Origin of the sequence: Geobacillus sp. LEMMY01 (assembly GCF_002042905.1) — a bacterium.
Classification (GTDB): Bacteria; Bacillota; Bacilli; order Bacillales; family Anoxybacillaceae; genus Geobacillus; species Geobacillus proteiniphilus.
Window position 1 is genome coordinate 34,893 of the sequence record NZ_MVKA01000033.1, and the last position, 14,910, is coordinate 49,802.

Below are 14,910 nucleotides of genomic sequence, written 5' to 3' on the forward strand. Positions count from 1 at the left end.
CGCTTTTCTTTGTAAAATTGAGGATGGTTATCATTTTCGTGAAAAAACGGGGGAATATTGAAATGCGAACATGGTGGTTCGCCGCGGCGATCGCCGCGCTGTTGGCCGGCTGTCAGGACGAAAGGGGATGGCATGAGCAGCCGAAAGTGGTCAGACACGCTCCGGCGCACGGCGACAACATCGCCGTAAGCAGCGATGGGCGCTATGTCTACACCGCCAACATCGATGTGGATACGGTGACGATCGTCAACGCGAAAACAAAAACGAAGGAAGCGGAAATTCCGGTCGGCCGCGAACCGCGCCAGCTGGCGCTCAGCCCGGATGGACGGACGCTGTATGTTTCCTGCATGTATGATGACGAAGTGGACGTCGTGTCGCTTGACAAGCGGAAAGTCGTCGACCGTTGGAAAACGGGGATCGAGCCGTTTGGCATCGTCACAAGTCCGGATGGGACGGAAGTATATGTGGCCAACTACCGCTCGGGCACGGTCTCGGTGTTTGACGCTGGCAGCGGAAAACGGATCAAAGACATCAAAGCGGGCGATCGGCCGCGGGCGCTGGTGTTGACAGCGGACGGAAGGAAGCTGTACGTGACGCAATATTTGGCGGCCAAAATTACCGTGATTGACACAGCGAAGCGGCGGGCGGTCAAGGAAATCGCCCTTGCCCCGTCGCCGGACAAAGCCGATCGAAAAAAGAGCCAAGGCATCCCGAATACGCTTGAGCAAATCGTCATCACCCCGGACGGCAAAAAAGCGTACATTCCACACTTATTGACGAACATCGATACGCCGATCCAGTTTGAGGAAACGGTCTTTCCAGCCATTTCGGTCATCGATACAATGAAAGATGTCGAATTGACAAGCGAGCGGAAAGAGCTGTTTGACGCGATCAACGTCACCGATGTCCATAACGAGACGATCATCGTCTCGAATCCGTACGATGTGGCGTTTTCCCCGGACGGCGGCAAAGCGTACGCGGTCATGTCCGGAAGCGAGGACCTCGTCGTCTTTGACTTGCGCCGCGGCGGCAAGGCGACGCAAATTTTGCGCCGCATCCACGGCAACAATCCGCGCGGGATCGCGATTTCGCCGGATGGCCAAACGCTTTACGCCCACAACGCCATGAGCCATGATTTGGCTGTGATCAAAACGGGAGGAAAAAGCCCATATGCGAAAGCGAAGCAGGAGAGCGGCACGATCCGCCTCATTGCGAAAGATTCGCTCTCCCCGCTCGTGCGTGAAGGAAAAACGATCTTTTACAGCGCCAACAGCGACGAGTTTGCCATCAACATCACAGGGAACAATTGGATGAGCTGCGCTTCGTGCCATAGCGACGGCGACATCAACGGCTTGACGCTCATGACGGCGAAAGGGCCGCGCAACGTGCCGAGCAATATTTTGGCGACGAAAACCGGGCTGTTTATGTGGGATGGGTCGCGCGACGATTTTACCGACTACATTCATACCGTGCAAGGCGAGATGGGGGGCATGACGGCGATCGACCCGTCCAAGCCGCTGCCGCCGAACGTCCAGCATATGTTTGACGCCATTCTCGCCTACTTGAACGACCCGCGTTCGTTCCCCGTGCCGAAAAGCCCGTATCGAAAGGCGGACGGCAGCTTGACGGCGGAAGCGAAGGAAGGGGAGCGGCTGTTTAACGGGAAAGGGAATTGCTTAAGCTGCCATGGGGGCGAGTATTTCACCGACAGCGTCAAGGCGGTCGGGCCGGACGGGAAATTGACGACTGCCAATACCGCCTACTTGCACGATATCGGCACGGCCAATCCGAAGGACCGCGCCTCCAAAGGCGACGCCCGCGCCCGGTTCACAAACCCGCGGACGCCCAAGCAGTGGGATACGCCGACGCTGCGCGGCGTATGGGCGACGGCTCCGTATTTGCATGACGGCAGCGCGAAAACGATCGAGGAAGCAATCCGGCGCCATCGGACGAAAGAAGTGCAAACATTGACGCCGGGAGAAATTGCGGCAATTGCGGCCTATGTCCGCTCGCTGCATTGAACGCTCTCCCACCTACGCGTACACTTAGAGGTGGGAGATTCTTGGGAACACCCGCCCCACGGCAGGCTGTTCACCAAGCCATCCCCGTGCGTCCCACGGTTGTGCTGCCCTACAAAGACAGCAAACGAAGCCCTTCCTGCAAAATATTCCGAGCGGCGTTCTCGTCCCGGTCATGTTCGGCTCCGCAGGTTGGGCACACCCACTTGCGGATGCCAAGCGATTTCACCTCGACCTGCCGATGCCCGCAGCACGAGCACAATTGGCTCGATGGAAACGTGCGGCCGACACGGACCACCGTCCGCCCGTACCATTTCGCTTTATACTCGAGCATGTTAAGCAATCGCCCCCACGCGGAATCGGAAATGCTCTTGGCCAGCTTGCGGTTCTTTTGCATGTTCTTTATAGGCAAGTCCTCCACGCACACCACTTGGTTTTCGCGGATGAGCCGGGTGGACCATTTGTGCAGGAAATCGTTCCGGCAGTTGGCGATTTTTTCATGAAGCTTGGCCACCTTCAAGCGGGCTTTCCGCCAGTTCGAACCGCCCGGCTTCCGGCGGGCCATCACCCGTTGCCAGTAAGCGAGCTTTTCTTCGTATCGGCGCCAATACTGGGGGTGTTCGATCTTTTCGCCTGTGGAAAGAACCACCATATGTTTCAATCCCAAATCGACGCCCACTTTCTTGTCGGTTTGGGGCAATGGGGGAATGTCCGTTTCCACGAGAATGGAGACGAAATACTTCCCCGCCCGGTTTCGACGAATCGTGGCGGAGAGAATGCGGCCTTCCACCTCACGGCTTTTGGCAAACTTCACCCATCCAAGTTTCGGGAGTTTCAACCGATGGCCATTTACTTCGATCGATGGGCGTCCGTTCTTGGGGTAGTTGCACTGGGCGGTGTACGATTGATTCGGGTGTTTTTTGCTTTTGAAGCGGGGAGCGTTCGCCGTTCCCTCGAAGAATCGGTCAAACGCCTCGGCCAACTGTTGAAGTGCGTTTTGCAAGGCGGTCGAATCGGGCGCCTTCAGCCATGGAAGGGTTTGCTTTAAGGCGGTCAGCCGCTTGGAGCACTCGTTGTAGCCGAGTCCTCTTCCGGTAGTTTCATACGCCTGATTCCATTCGGACAAAAAGCGGTTGTACACAAATCGGCAGCACCCGATCGTTTGGTTGATGAGCTTCGCTTGTTTTTGGGTTGGATACAGCCGAAAGCGATAGGCTTTATGCATGATCTTTCCTCCTACATCAAGGAACATGCGTTCTGTTTCTATCCATTTTACACCTTCTGTTCTGCTGAAGCAAGAGGAAGATCGATGACGAATCCCGATTCATCCCCCCCCTGACGCTCACGCGTGGAAGTGGGGGTCTTCTCGGTTCAGGATGATAAATCGTGATAGGAAAACGAGATGATTTTCGTTCAGCGGCGCAGGCATGAAGAAAGGTGCCCCCATGCGTGTTTGGGGGCGCCTTTTCCTTGTTATTTTGGCCGTACATAGCGCTTATCGTGCATAAACAAACGCCAGAAATAGACGAAGCCGGGAAACAAAATGAGAAAGCCCACGATGTAGGAGGCAAACAGCGCCCGGAATGTATCCGGATGGGTAAAGGCCGACTCGATCGTGACATCGGGATACACCATATAGGGCAGATGGGCTTTTCCATAGGCGTAACTAGCCAGAAAATATTGAATGACAATCGCGATGACCGCGAGCCGAGGCCTTCCTCTAACATGAGGGTGCCGAGAAGACGGCAGGGAGAGGGCGATGCCCGCGGCGGCGAACATCGCCACCGAACCGATCAGCCACGGCCAATACTCCATCATCTTGTCATACAGCCATTTGGCTTCGTAGCGCATCGTCAGCATCATGCATCCCGCCATCAACAACGAGAGGGGCCCCGTGATCCAAGCGTCGCGCCGATACAGGCGGTATGCCTCACGGTCTCCTGCTTCAAGAGAGTAATCCGCCAATAAGAGAGAAGATAGAAACAGCGTGCTCGAAATCGCAAAGCCCATGAAGGAATAGGCATGGGGGTTTGTAAAGAAGCGCTCCAAATTGAGAGTCGGGACGCCCTTGCGGATGTCGATGAATTCTCCATGCGTAATGGGCAGCACGCTAATGAGCAGGGCCGGGATGATGATCCCCGTTATGCCGGAAATATAGGTAAGCGCTTTTTCATATTCTTTGGCGACGTGGGCAAACACGAGAAAGGCGCTCCGGACCGCGAGCAAGATCAAAATGATGCTGCCGGGGACAAGAAGCACCGTCCCAAGCAGGAAGGCAGCGCCGGGAAAAAAACTGAACAAGGCGACCACAATCGCGACGATAAAGACATTGGTCACCTCCCAGGTGGGCGATAAATAGCGGTTCGCAATCGTGGTGGCATTCGCTTTTTCGCGATGGATATAGACCATCGACCAAAAACCGGCGCCGAAGTCCATCGTCGCCATGACGGCATAAATGAAAATAAACCCCCATAGCACGGTAATGGCAATCAGCTCATTGGTCATGAATCGTTCTCCTTTCTAGACGGGCAGCGTGCCTTCATTGGGCGGTTTGCGCAGGTCGTCCGCCACCGGATGGCGGCGGAAATAGTAGCGAAGCACGAGCACCACGGCGATGCTCAATAGGATGTAAATCGCCACAAACAAAGCAAACAAGACCGCTAAATTTCCTGTTTGCGTGACGGCTTCTTCCGTTTTCATCATCCGGTAAATGACCCATGGCTGCCTTCCGGTGCAGGCAAAAATCCAGCCGCATTCAATGCCGATCACAGCTAGCGGCCCGGCGGCGACAAAACCGTATAGGAGCCAGCGCGGAAAGGCAGGCCGCTTCAGCCATTTCTGCCAGATCAACGCGGCCGCCGACAGGAACAATAGCAGCATGCCGATCCCCACCATGGCGTTAAATAGCGTATGGACAAACAGCGGCGGCCACCATTCTTTCGGAAAATCGTTCAACCCTTTGACGACGGTGTCGAAACGGTTGCCGGCCAAAAAGCTGAGCGCCCACGGAATTTCAATGGCCCACTTTACGGATTGCGTTTCCGCATCGGTAAATCCGCCGATGGCTAACGGAGCATGGGATTGGGTTTCAAACAACCCTTCGGCCGCCGCTAGTTTTTCCGGTTGGTATTGATGAAGGAGTTGGGCCGATTCATGCCCGTTGATTGCGGTCAACAGCGAGAATACGCCGCCGACCGCCAACGAGAGCTTGAGCGCTTTTTGGTGAAAACGCCGCACTTGCTCGTTTTGGGCGGCGCGCAACAGCTGGTAAGCGGCGATCGAAGCCAACACAAAGGCTCCGGTCATATAGGCGGACAGGACGACATGTCCGGCCGTGACGAAAAAGCTTGGATTGAAAAAGGCCGCCCATGGGTCGACATCCACGATTTCGCCGTTTTCGATCCGAAATCCCGCCGGCGTGCCTTCAAAAGCGTGCACATTGGTAATTAAAATGGCGGAAGCGCTGGCGCCAAGAGCGACAAAAAACACACTCACAATCCGCATCAAGGGAGAGATGCGGTCAGCGGCGTACACATAAATGGACATAAACAACGCTTCAATAAAAAAGGCGTAAATTTCAATTTGAAACGGGAGGGACATCACCTTGCCAATCACTTCCATAAAGCCCGGCCATAGGAGCGACAACTGCACCCCGGCGATGGTGCCTGACGGAATGGCCACCCCAAGCAATACGGCCAACCCTTTCGTCCAGCGTTTCGCCATGACAGCATAATCATGATCTTTTGTCTTTTGGTATAAAAGTTCCGCCAGCAAAATCATGATCGGGATTCCGACTCCAAGTGTGGCGAAAATGATATGAAAAGCCATCGTCATCCCGAATAAGCTGCGGGCAATGATCACGTCATCCATTTCACAACATCCCTTTCTTTTTTCTTATGGTTTTCCATTTTTTCTTTGATTATTCCTTATTTTAGGGAAGGATGGTCTGGAAGGGAAACGAAACCGCCTGCCTCGATCGAAAGAGGCAGGCGGTTGTATTTCAATGAAGGGCTTTTTGCAGCACGCGGAGATTCTCGGCCATAAGGGCAAAGTAATCTTTGTGGGCTTTTCGATCTTCATCGGTCAGCGATTCCAAGTTATGCAGACGGAGCGGCTTGGCGCCGATTTCGTTCTGGATCACTTCCGCCGTTTTTGGATGGACATTTTGTTCGAAAATGACATAGCGGATGTGATGCTGTTTCGCCGTTTCGATGAGCTGAGCCAGCTCTTTTTGCGATGGTTCGTTGCTCGGAGAAAGCCCGGAAACGCTCAATTGCTTAATTCCGTAGCGGTCTTCCCAATATCCGTAGGCTTGATGGGAAACGAGCATCTCTTTTTTGGGAGCTTTCTCGACTGTTGAACGGAATTGCTCGTCAAGGCGCTCGAGTTTCATCTTTAACGTTTCAAAGTTTTGCATAAACATGTCTTTTTTTTCAGGTTTCAGTTCAATCAGCAAATCGCGAATGTTCTCGGCGATCGCAATAGAGCGGATGGGGTCAAGCCATACATGAGGATCTTTGTCTCCGTGTTCATGGCCATGTTCTTCCTCATGTTTTTCTCCATGTTCGTCTTTGTGCCCTTCCCCATGCGCATGCTCCTGTTCATGGTTCGATTCAAGCAATTCGATGCCATTTGTCGCAACAAGAAATCGGACATGCTCATTTTTCAATGTTTCCTGCAGTTGTTCGGCGAACGGTTCCATCCCGTGGCCGATGTAAATGAAGGCGTCCGCATCGGCAATCTGCTGCACCGTTTTGGTCGTTGGTTCGAACGTATGGGCTTCTACTCCCGGCGGATAAACGCTTTTGACGTTCACGGCGTCGCCGCCAATTTTTTTCGTAAAGTCTTCAAGCGGATAGACGGTTGTATAAATCGTTAACTGATCGTTCGATGTTTGGGCCTCTTTTGTCTCTGGCTTCGATTGACAGCCGTATAGCAAGGCGTTCGTCGCCAAAAGGAAAGACAAAATGATGGACGTTGCTCTCATGTTGAACTCCTTTCTTGAAAAAGATGTCCGCTTTTATTATATCGTAATCATTACGATTTGAAAATGATCGATCACCGTTTAGGCTAAAGGAATCAATGAAGGAAACGGATTGGGGAACAGCGTCCAATCTTCCTTCATCTCCTCATCGGTCAGCAAACATTGGTCCAACGAGCGCTGGATGTCATCCGCGTTCATATTGATGCCAATCAACACGAGTTCGGTCAAGCGATCGCCGTAGGTGTCATCCCACTTTTCCCGCCATGTTTCCTCTTCTTGCAACAGCTGTTTTATGTCCTCTTCCGGATAGGAAGCCATCCATCGTCCCGCTGCTTGGATGGAGATCGATGTCCCTGCTTGCGATAGGAGAACGCACATGTCATTCCAAGAGGCAAGCCAAATAAAGCCTTTCGCGCGAACCACTTCTGTGGGCCAGTTTTCAAGCCAATTCATCAACCGTTCCGGATGAAACGGCCGTTTTCTTCGATAAACAAAGGAAGAGATGCCGTATTGTTCAGTCTCCGGTGTGTGTTCTTCATTCAGCTCTTTGATCCAGCCAGCTGATTGGCTCGCTTTTTCAAAATCAAATAAGTAGGTGTTTAAAATGGAATCAAGCGGTACTTGTCCGAAAGTTGCCGGGATGATGACGGCTTCCGGATTCAGCTTTTGGAGCACTTTTTGCAGTTTTTGAACTTCCTCCGGCGAAACAAGATCGATTTTATTCACGACAATGACATTGGCGAATTCGATTTGTTCAATGAGCAAATCAGCAATTTCGCGGCTGTCCGTTTCATCAACGGCCTGTTGGCGGTCAAGCAAGGTTTCGCCCGAGGAAAAGTCCGTCCAAAAACGGTTGGCATCGACAACCGTCACCATGGTGTCCAATCGGCATTTTCGGGATAGATCGATTCCAAGCCCCTCATCCAAATACGTAAAGGTTTGCGCAACTGGAATGGGTTCGCTGATTCCGGAAGATTCAATGACAATATAGTCGATCTCCCCGTTTTCGACAAGCTGATCGACCGCTTTGATTAAATCCTCCCGCAAGGTGCAGCAAATACAGCCATTTTGAATTTGGATGAGCTTTTCTTCGGTGCGGAAGAAGCCGTTTTGCCGAACGAGTTCGGCATCAATATTGATTTCACTCATATCGTTGACAATGACAGCGATTTTTTTTCCTTCCCGATTGTGCAAGATATGATGAAGCAAAGTCGTTTTCCCTGATCCTAAGTAACCGCTTAATACAGTGACAGGGATTTTTTTCATCTGTTGCGCCTCCTTTTTCGAAAATAGTAATCATTACGATTTACAAGATCGATCATACAAAAAAATGAAGCAAATGGCAAGGGCTATCAAGTTATTTTGTTTCTTTTAAGGTGTTGGGATGGTTCAGGAACGGGATCAAAACCACCCGGATGAAACGGATGGCATTTCAAAATCCGCTTGACCGTCAGCCATCCCCCCTTGAGCGCGCCAAAGCGCCGAATCGCTTCGATGCCATAGTTCGAGCAAGTCGGATAAAAGCGGCATGTCGGCGGCTTGAGCGGAGAGAGAACGCGCTGGTAAAAACGGATGCACCAAATCAGCCATTGGCTCATGTGGACTTCTCCTTCCTGTTAGCATCATTATTACAATAGAACAAACGGTTCTTTTGTTCAAGAAAAACGGATGCCGTTCGTGCGGAATGGGGGCGCGCCGCCCCAGCCTTGTTTTTCAGGCATAGACGCAAAGCCGAACGAGAGGCAAAATAGATGCGGGACGTTCCCCGTTTTGGTTATGATAAAAAAGAGAATAAATAATCAGGAGTGATTGATATGCCTTCACCGGTAGAAAGCTTTGAATTGGATCATTGCGCGGTCAAGGCGCCGTACGTTCGGCATTGCGGCGTTCACAAAGTCGGCAGCGACGGCGTCGTCAATAAGTTTGACATTCGCTTTTGCCAGCCGAACAAAGAAGCGATGGACCCGGCCGCGATTCATACGCTCGAACATTTGTTGGCGTATACGCTGCGCCAACATGCGGCGAAATATGATCATTTCGACATTATCGACATCTCGCCGATGGGCTGCCAAACCGGGTTTTATCTTGTCGTGAGCGGCTCGCCGACCGTGGACGAGATCATTGATTTGTTGGAAGAAGCCATGAAGGACGCGCTCGACGCGACGGAAGTGCCGGCCGCGACCGAGCGGCAATGCGGCCAAGCGAAGCTGCACGACTTAGAGGCGGCGAAACAGCTGATGCGCTTTTGGCTTTCTCAAGAGAAAACCGAGCTGAAAAAAGTGTTTGGCTGAACACAAGCCGGCCCCGCGCCGCTACTGCGGCTGCTTCGGGACGGCTTGTTGTTCGCTGCCGCGCTCTTTTGGAAGCGGATCGACCGTATGCTTGTACGTGTACGCTTTGGAAGTCGTTATGACCGCTAAAGCGAGAACGACAGCGGCAATGATGAGGCAAACAACCAACGTCCAGTACATAATGACGCCCGCCTTTTTTCTTTTTATTATACCATATCCCGCAGGTCGGGCGTTCATATTTCCGCTGGAATCGGGGGAAGCTATCCATCGGCAGGTTTTCGCTGTTTCATCAGCAAGCCAGCTGGGTATAGAGAACCATGAGGAGGAGTGAGATGATGGCAACCCGACTGATCGATCTTGTCAACAAGCAAATCGCCAACTGGACTGTTTTGTATGTGAAGCTGCACAACTACCATTGGTATGTCACTGGTCCGCAGTTTTTCACGCTGCACGAGAAGTTTGAGCAGCTGTACAACGAAGCGGCCGTTCATATTGATGCTCTCGCCGAGCGGCTGTTGGCGCTCGGCGGCAAGCCGGTGGCGACGATGAAAGACTGTCTCGAGCAGGCGTCCGTCAAAGAAGCGGCCGGGACGGAAACGGCCGAACAAATGGTGGCTTCGATTGTCAGTGACTTTGAAACGATGATCGGCGAATTGAAAGAAGGCATGCAGCTGGCGGATGAAGTGAACGATGAAACGACAGGGGATATGCTGCTTGGCATTCACCGGAGCCTGGAAAAACACGTCTGGATGTTGAAATCGTTCTTAGGATGATAAGAAGAGGAGGCTGTCCTCAGGCCGGGGGGGCGGCCTTTTGCTTTGTCCTTTCTTTGTCGAAAAAGGGCGATTTTTTAGGGAATGCGCCGCGTCGCGTTCTCCCCTCCGGGCATACGATAGTTACGCGTATCCTATGTTCAAGGAGGGGGGAGCGTGAACAAGCCGATCCCGATGGTTGCCGTTTCGCTATTCGGTTCGTTTCTGTCGCTGTTTGTCGGCAGCGTGGACTCATTTATCGTGATTTTGCTTGCTTTGGTCATTGTCGACTACCTTACTGGCATTGCCGCCAGCGCAGTCGAAGGCAAGCTGTCAAGCCAGGTCGGCTTTCGCGGCATCATCCGCAAACTGTTGATTTTCGTTCTGGTGGCAGCATCGCATCTCGTCGATTTGGCCATTGGATGGAACATGCATGTAATCCGCGATGCGATCATTTTTTTCTATATCGCCAATGAGTTTATCTCGATTGTGGAAAACGCCGGCCGGGCGGGCGTCCCGATTCCGTCCGTGCTGCGCAAGGCGATCGAGCTGTTGAAAGATGAAATAAAATAAGCATATTTTTCCCGGATTGCCCCACACTAAGCAAAAAGAGCAAAAGGAGTGGACGAAGGTGGCAGACGAACGGAAAAAGACGTATTACGTCTCGATGGCAACCGGAGAAATCTCGCAGTTGAAAACGGCATCACCGTGGGACTTTCAAATTGAAGCAACGGATGAGGAAATCACCCAGCTGCGCGAATATTTCGACCAAAATTATTCGACCGACTGGCAGGCGTTTTGGCGCACCCATGTGCCATACATCCAATACCACTATGATCGGGAAAACGATGCTTACGACCGGACGTTGACGAAAATTTATGAAATGATTTACCGCCTCGGCAACGAGGAGGCGAAGGAGCATATCCGCTCGCTCGGCATCCTTCCTGACGAAAAAGAAGAGTAAACGCCGCGAGTCGAGCGGCGTTTTTCTGTATAATGGGGAGAGGAAAGGGGAGAGTCCGATGCATGAATTTCGCGATTACTACGGACATCGCGTTCGGCTGGCCTTTGCGGATCACCCGTTTTCCCCCTCCCCCGGGCATGTATGGGTCATTTGCCGCTATGGCGGGCGATGGCTGTTGACGGATCATCCGCGCCGCGGCCTTGAGTTTCCCGGCGGCAAGGTGGAAGAAGGGGAAACGGCGGCGGAAGCCGCGGCCCGCGAAGTGATGGAAGAAACGGGAGGAATCGTCGGCCGGCTTGATTATATCGGCCAATATGAAGTGGAGCCGGATATCGTGAAAAACATTTATTTTGCCGACATCGCTGCGCTCGTCGAGCGGGGGTCGTATTTGGAAACGAACGGCCCGGTGCTGCTTGAGGCGCTGCCGGATGACATCCGCGCCGACCATCGGTTCAGCTACATCATGAAAGACGATGTCCTTTCGCTCTCGCTTGCTGAATTGAAGCAGCGGGGGCTGATCGATTGAAAAGGGGCGCCGATCGGCGGCGGCTTCCAAAGATGGGCTTCCCAAAAGCGGCGGATGCCGGCTCATTGGGACGACAGGAATGAAACGAGACGCCCGTCAACATTCGGCGAGCGTCCCGCTAGCGGCGGTTTCCCCATTTTTTCTCGATCAAGGCGACAAGCTGATACATAACGGTCGACAGCAAGGCGACGATGAGCAGGCTCATCAACACAAGCGTGAAGTTGAACACTTGGAAGCCGTAAATGATCAAATACCCAAGCCCTTGTTTCGAGACGAGAAACTCGCCGGTGATGACGCCGACCCAAGCGAGGCCGACGTTCACTTTCAACGTCGAAATGATCGCCGGGAACGACGCCGGCAGCACCGCCTCTTTAAAACATTGGTAGCGGGTGGCGCCGAACGTCCGCAATACTTTCAAATAGTTCGGATCGACCTCTTTGAACGCCGAATAGACGACGATCGTCGTGATGATGATGGAAATGACGACGCCCATGGCGATGATGGACGTAAATCCCGGTCCGAGAGCGACGATCAAAATCGGCCCGAGGGCGACTTTTGGCATGGCGTTGAAGATGACTAAGTATGGATCAAGCGTCTTCGCCAGACGCGGAAACCACCAAAGAAGCGCGCCAATCAGCGCCCCGCCGGCCGTGCCGATGAAAAAGCCGAGCAAGGTCTCAAGCAGCGTCGCCCATGTATGGGCGAATAGAGAGTGATCGCTCATTTTTTCGACAAACAGCTTGGCGATGGCGGATGGAGAGCTAAATAGAAGGGGATCGACCCAATGGAAGCGGCTTGCCGCTTCCCAGACGGCGAAAAAGGCGACAAGCAGCACCGTCTGCCAAAGGCGGATGATCCGCTGTTCTTTGCGCAAGACGGCGAGGTATTGGGCATGTTTCGTGTCGATTCGTTCATTGGGCGGATTCAAGGGCCTCCATCTCCTTCCAAATGGATTGAAAGAGCGCCGGAAACGATGGATGCTGGCGGGCGGCAAGCGGCGGGCGGCAGCGCAGTTCATCCGGGATGACAAACGTCCGCACAAGGCGGCCGGGGCGCGGCGAAAACAAGAAAATGCGGTCGCTCATGGCGATGGCTTCTTCGATGTCATGGGTGACGAGCACCGCTGTTTTTTCGTACTGCCGCAATGTGTTCCAAACGAGCTCTTCGAGTCTCAGCTTCGTCTGCTGGTCGAGGGCGGAAAACGGTTCATCAAGCAAAAGCAGCTTCGGGTCGGTCGCCAACGTGCGCACAAGCGCCGCACGCTGGCGCATGCCGCCGGACAGCTGGCGTGGGTAATACGACTCGACGCCGGCTAGGCCGATCTCCGCCAGCAGAGCGAGCGCTCGTTCTTTAGTGTCAGCGGTCAGCGTGTTGGTGATTTTCAACCCGAGAAGGATGTTTTCTTCGATCGTTTTCCACGGAAACAAATAGTCTTGCTGAAGCATGTAGCCGACCGCGCGCCGCGCCACCGGCGCGGCCGTTCCGCTCGGCCAAAGCGGTTGGCCTTCGATGTGGACCGCCCCTTCCGTCGGCTCAATCAGCCCGGCGATGATCGACAACAGCGTCGTTTTGCCGCAGCCGCTTGGGCCGAGAAAGGAGACAAATTCTCCTTTCTCGACGGACAGCGACACGTCATCGAGCGCAGTGACAGCGGTCGTTTTCGTCAAATACGTATGCGAAAGGCGGTCGACGACAAGAAACATTCCGTTCACCCGCTTTCGTCACTTGTTCATCGCTTTTTTGGCAAACGACGAATCGACAAGCGTGTTCAGGTCGATGCGCTTCGGCAGCTCGCCGGCTTCGGCCATAATGGTTTGCAAGTTGTTCCATTCTTCTTCATCCAAAATCGGATCGGTCGCGTAGGTCCCTTGGCTTTTGTAGCGGTCGACCACTTTTTCGATGATGGCCGAGTCCGTGTCCTTAAAGTACGGTTGAATGGCTTTCGCGATGTCCGCGGCGCTGTGCGATTCGACCCATTGCTGCGCTTTGTAGATCGCGCGCGTGAATTTTTCGATCACGTCTTTGTTTTCGTTCATGTAGCTTCGTTTCGCCATATACGACGTGTATGGCACGCGCCCGGATTCGGTGCCGAATGAAGCGACGATATAGCCTTTCCCTTCTTGTTCAAAAATGCTCGCGGTTGGCTCAAACAGCTGGACGAAATCGCCGGTGCCGCTCGCAAAGGCGTTGGCGATATTGGCGAAATCGACGTTTTGAATGAGATGCAAATCGTTGTGCGGGTCAATGCCGTGTTTTTTCAGCACAAACTCGCCGACCATTTGCGGCATGCCGCCTTTCCGTTGACCGAGGAACGTGCTTCCTTTCAACATCTCCCATGTAAAGTGGCCGATTTTTTTGCGCGAGACGAGAAACGTTCCGTCCGTCTGGGTCAGTTGGGCAAAGTTGATGACCGGGTCTGCCGTCCCTTGGCTGTACACGTAAATCGACGTTTCCGAGCCGACAAGGGCGATGTCCGCGCCGCCGGAAAGCAGCGTTGTCATCGTTTTGTCGCCGCCCCATGTCGTCGTCAATTCGACATCCAGCCCCTCTTCTTTAAAGAAGCCTTTTGCCAGGGCGACGTACTGCGGCGCGTAAAAAATCGAGTGCGTCACTTCGGCGAGCCGCACTTTTTGGAGCGGTTTTCCGCTTTGGCCCCCGTCATTCGTGCAGGCGGAAAGCGGCAAAAGCAACAGAAGCGAGCATAACCATACGGCCCATTTTTTCATGTTCGTTAACCCCCTTGGTTCGCATGCGGTAAACCGTGGTTTCACCTTATCGTATGCACGCGGCCAAAATGTGTGAATGCCTAGAAAAAATGGGCGGTCGAACGAGAGCGGGCGGCGGTCGGGACGCTCCTCGCGCTCCAGGGCTTTTTCAAGCTGACGCTCGGCCAAGGGGCGGCATGCACCAACGGCGAGGCAGCCGGACAGCCCCACTTGCCCTGATGAAAGGAGCATTCCCGTTAGGAGCTTTTCCGGGGACTTGATCAAAAAAAGCCCTCTTGGTATGATGCAGGGGTGTCAACCACATCACTCACCATACCAAGGAGGACTTCAGATGAATTGTACACAAAACTATAAAATTGATCAAGTAACCGAACAAACGCTTGTCGTGGGTATTGATATCGCGAAACGAACCCACTACGCCTGCTTCGTGGATGACCGGGGGCGCGTGCTTCGCAAATCGTTCCCGATCTTCCAGTCGAAAGAGGGGTTTCAACAGCTGTATAAAGCGATTCAGGGGGCGATGCAAGCGTTCGGGAAGTCAGAGGTGATCGTCGCCGTGGAGCCGACCGGGCACTACTGGTTGAACCTGGCCTACTTCCGCGAGGAGCCCGTGAGCCCGTTGGTCATGGTCACCCCGGCGCATGTGTAC

17 protein-coding genes are annotated in these 14,910 nt (G+C 53.4%); 7 read left to right on the forward strand and 10 right to left on the reverse strand.

Features of this window, described 5'->3' with window-relative positions:
* The first annotated feature begins 62 nt into the window (after positions 1–62).
* Positions 63–2,021, forward strand: a complete 1,959-nt coding sequence (locus B1A75_RS15075; RefSeq protein WP_079936445.1) for a beta-propeller fold lactonase family protein — start codon at positions 63–65, stop codon at positions 2,019–2,021.
* A gap of 109 nt (positions 2,022–2,130) precedes the next feature.
* On the opposite strand, the gene tnpB is transcribed toward B1A75_RS15075, so the two are convergent.
* The 6 genes from tnpB to yidD form a co-directional block, all read right to left on the reverse strand.
* A complete protein-coding gene (tnpB, locus tag B1A75_RS15080) occupies positions 2,131–3,243 on the reverse strand; it encodes an IS200/IS605 family element RNA-guided endonuclease TnpB (protein WP_079936440.1) in 1,113 nt (370 codons plus the stop codon).
* Positions 3,244–3,491: 248 nt separating this feature from the next.
* On the reverse strand, positions 3,492–4,523 hold the full coding sequence (locus B1A75_RS15085; protein WP_074044514.1) for a cytochrome d ubiquinol oxidase subunit II: 1,032 nt from the start codon (positions 4,521–4,523) through the stop codon (positions 3,492–3,494).
* Positions 4,524–4,538: 15 nt separating this feature from the next.
* Positions 4,539–5,888 (reverse strand): cytochrome ubiquinol oxidase subunit I, encoded by a 1,350-nt coding sequence (locus B1A75_RS15090; protein WP_074044515.1) that lies wholly within the window; start codon positions 5,886–5,888, stop codon positions 4,539–4,541.
* Positions 5,889–6,018: 130 nt separating this feature from the next.
* Positions 6,019–7,005, reverse strand: coding sequence for a metal ABC transporter substrate-binding protein (locus tag B1A75_RS15095; RefSeq protein WP_079936441.1), 987 nt, complete (start codon positions 7,003–7,005; stop codon positions 6,019–6,021).
* Between the two features lie 78 nt (positions 7,006–7,083).
* Positions 7,084–8,268 (reverse strand): GTP-binding protein, encoded by a 1,185-nt coding sequence (locus B1A75_RS15100; RefSeq protein WP_074044517.1) that lies wholly within the window; start codon positions 8,266–8,268, stop codon positions 7,084–7,086.
* Between the two features lie 86 nt (positions 8,269–8,354).
* The gene (gene yidD / locus B1A75_RS15105; protein WP_074044518.1) at positions 8,355–8,600 is read right to left on the reverse strand and encodes a membrane protein insertion efficiency factor YidD; all 246 of its coding nucleotides are present in this window, start codon (positions 8,598–8,600) and stop codon (positions 8,355–8,357) included.
* Positions 8,601–8,816: 216 nt separating this feature from the next.
* Here yidD and B1A75_RS15110 point away from each other — a divergent pair, with 216 nt between their 5' ends.
* On the forward strand, positions 8,817–9,293 hold the full coding sequence (locus B1A75_RS15110; RefSeq protein WP_074044519.1) for an S-ribosylhomocysteine lyase: 477 nt from the start codon (positions 8,817–8,819) through the stop codon (positions 9,291–9,293).
* A gap of 21 nt (positions 9,294–9,314) precedes the next feature.
* Here the strand turns inward: B1A75_RS15110 and ytzI are convergent, their stop codons facing one another.
* Positions 9,315–9,473: a YtzI protein gene (ytzI, locus tag B1A75_RS15115; protein WP_239691281.1), complete on the reverse strand. Its 159-nt coding sequence runs from the start codon at positions 9,471–9,473 to the stop codon at positions 9,315–9,317.
* Positions 9,474–9,628: 155 nt separating this feature from the next.
* Between ytzI and B1A75_RS15120 the strand changes: the two genes are divergently transcribed.
* The 4 genes from B1A75_RS15120 to ytkD all read left to right on the forward strand — a co-directional run bounded on the left by B1A75_RS15120 (position 9,629) and on the right by ytkD (position 11,535).
* Positions 9,629–10,066, forward strand: coding sequence for a Dps family protein (locus B1A75_RS15120; RefSeq protein ID WP_074044528.1), 438 nt, complete (start codon positions 9,629–9,631; stop codon positions 10,064–10,066).
* Between the two features lie 156 nt (positions 10,067–10,222).
* Positions 10,223–10,618 (forward strand): phage holin family protein, encoded by a 396-nt coding sequence (locus B1A75_RS15125; RefSeq protein WP_074044521.1) that lies wholly within the window; start codon positions 10,223–10,225, stop codon positions 10,616–10,618.
* A 58-nt stretch (positions 10,619–10,676) separates the two neighbouring features.
* Positions 10,677–11,009, forward strand: coding sequence for a hypothetical protein (locus tag B1A75_RS15130; protein ID WP_011232331.1), 333 nt, complete (start codon positions 10,677–10,679; stop codon positions 11,007–11,009).
* 58 nt (positions 11,010–11,067) lie between these two features.
* Positions 11,068–11,535: an RNA deprotection pyrophosphohydrolase gene (ytkD, locus tag B1A75_RS15135; RefSeq protein ID WP_074044522.1), complete on the forward strand. Its 468-nt coding sequence runs from the start codon at positions 11,068–11,070 to the stop codon at positions 11,533–11,535.
* Positions 11,536–11,653: 118 nt separating this feature from the next.
* Here ytkD and B1A75_RS15140 read toward each other — a convergent pair whose 3' ends face one another.
* From B1A75_RS15140 to B1A75_RS15150, 3 genes are read right to left on the reverse strand one after another with little or no spacing between them, the layout of a single operon-like run.
* Positions 11,654–12,463: an ABC transporter permease gene (locus B1A75_RS15140; RefSeq protein WP_074044523.1), complete on the reverse strand. Its 810-nt coding sequence runs from the start codon at positions 12,461–12,463 to the stop codon at positions 11,654–11,656.
* A complete protein-coding gene (locus tag B1A75_RS15145) occupies positions 12,447–13,238 on the reverse strand; it encodes an ABC transporter ATP-binding protein (protein WP_074044524.1) in 792 nt (263 codons plus the stop codon). Before B1A75_RS15145 ends, B1A75_RS15140 begins: the two co-directional genes overlap by 17 nt.
* Before the next feature lie 18 nt (positions 13,239–13,256).
* On the reverse strand, positions 13,257–14,261 hold the full coding sequence (locus B1A75_RS15150) for an ABC transporter substrate-binding protein (RefSeq protein WP_079936442.1): 1,005 nt from the start codon (positions 14,259–14,261) through the stop codon (positions 13,257–13,259).
* Between the two features lie 331 nt (positions 14,262–14,592).
* Between B1A75_RS15150 and B1A75_RS15155 the strand changes: the two genes are divergently transcribed.
* Positions 14,593–14,910: IS110 family transposase (locus tag B1A75_RS15155; RefSeq protein WP_139761743.1), on the forward strand; the 318-nt coding region annotated here is incomplete at its 3' end.